Annotated in this window: 1 protein-coding gene; it reads right to left on the bottom strand. The window is 48.6% G+C overall.

Annotated elements, in window-relative coordinates; all coding sequences use genetic code 11:
* Positions 1–250 precede the first annotated feature (250 nt).
* A complete protein-coding gene (locus D6694_13050; GenBank protein RMH37872.1) occupies positions 251–1030 on the bottom strand; it encodes a hypothetical protein in 780 nt (259 codons plus the stop codon).
* Positions 1031–1210: the final 180 nt, after the last annotated feature.

Genomic DNA, 1210 nt, shown 5'->3' with positions numbered 1-1210 from the left:
TGCGGCAAATGAAGCAGTCAGGATCGTAACTCTGTGAGGGACTCATAGATCTGGAATCAAAAGTCTCTTACCGTTTGCTCGGCTCACTGAGCGACCGTAAGGGTAGATAAGCGGGCTAACGTGAGCGTTAGCGGCAGCGGCGTCGTCTGCACAACCACCACCGCCCACCTGTGACCTGATTTGCAATTCACGCCCCGATTCGCGCGCGGCGTAGCCGCTGTCCGCTGCACGCATTGTTGGGCGGGAAAACTTACAGTTCTTCCAAAGTGACAGGTTGAGCCAATCGCTCCAAGTTATCAAAATACCACAAGAATCTCTCAATGATTCTTCCTTCCCTGTCTTCCAGGAAAAACATGCCCGCTGCATATGGATTACCTTCAGAATCAATTCCATCTACTTCGAGCACAAGATAACGTCTGTCAACAATCATAAAACTACCAAGCCTTCGTTGAGGTAATTTCATTATCGCGAGTGTCAATTTCGCGTTATCTGATTGCCGTTCGAGTTCGAGAATTCGCCGGCAATGTGCCGATGACGTGTTGCCAAGATATTTTGAGAGAGGTTTATCTATGCCATCGAGAGGCACTTGGTTAATGCGCACATATTTGAAGCCAATCTCTCTATGCCGAACAATAGTGTCTTCCAAAGCGCGAAGATACTCAGCGCGTGAAGGGTGCTCCGTTGTTTTGAACAACGTGGGTTGGGCTAATTCTGTCACACTTTCTACCGTAGCTGCTAGTGCCAGTATTTCGCTCTCCGCTTCGCTCACCAACTTTGCCAACTCTCTAAAGACCACACCTCTGAATGCAACACCTTCGTGCTCCCTAAAAAGTTCTTCTTTGTAAGACACTGTCGTCGCCATCTTGTTAGACAACGTCTGCATGTGCTCACTAACGGTAGAGAAAAAGTAAATTGCAGAAATAACGAGAACCACACTTGAAAAGGCTAATATACCTTCTGACCAAGTGATAACCTTTTCCAGAAGATTTGAAGCAATCGCAGAGACAACCACACCACTGATAAACAGCATTACTCCCTTAAAATTGCTCTTGAGAACTCTACGGAGACTACGCGCTATCATGTTCACTAGTGCTCCAATTAACTCCCAACCCGCCCAACGTGAGCGTTAGCGGCAGCGGCGGTGACTGCAAAACCACCACCGCCAACCCAAACCAGACTTTGCAATTCGCGCCCCGATTCGCGCGCGGCG

This window comes from Gammaproteobacteria bacterium (assembly GCA_003696665.1).
GTDB lineage: Bacteria > Pseudomonadota > Gammaproteobacteria > Enterobacterales.
Note: the sequence above shows the minus strand (reverse complement) of the source record. Positions and strands in the feature narration are given on the sequence as shown.

Coding starts and splice junctions, on each gene's coding strand:
- D6694_13050 (RMH37872.1), bottom strand. CDS start 1,030: ATGCTGTTTATCAGTGGTGTGGTTGTCTCTGCGATTGCTTCAAATCTT.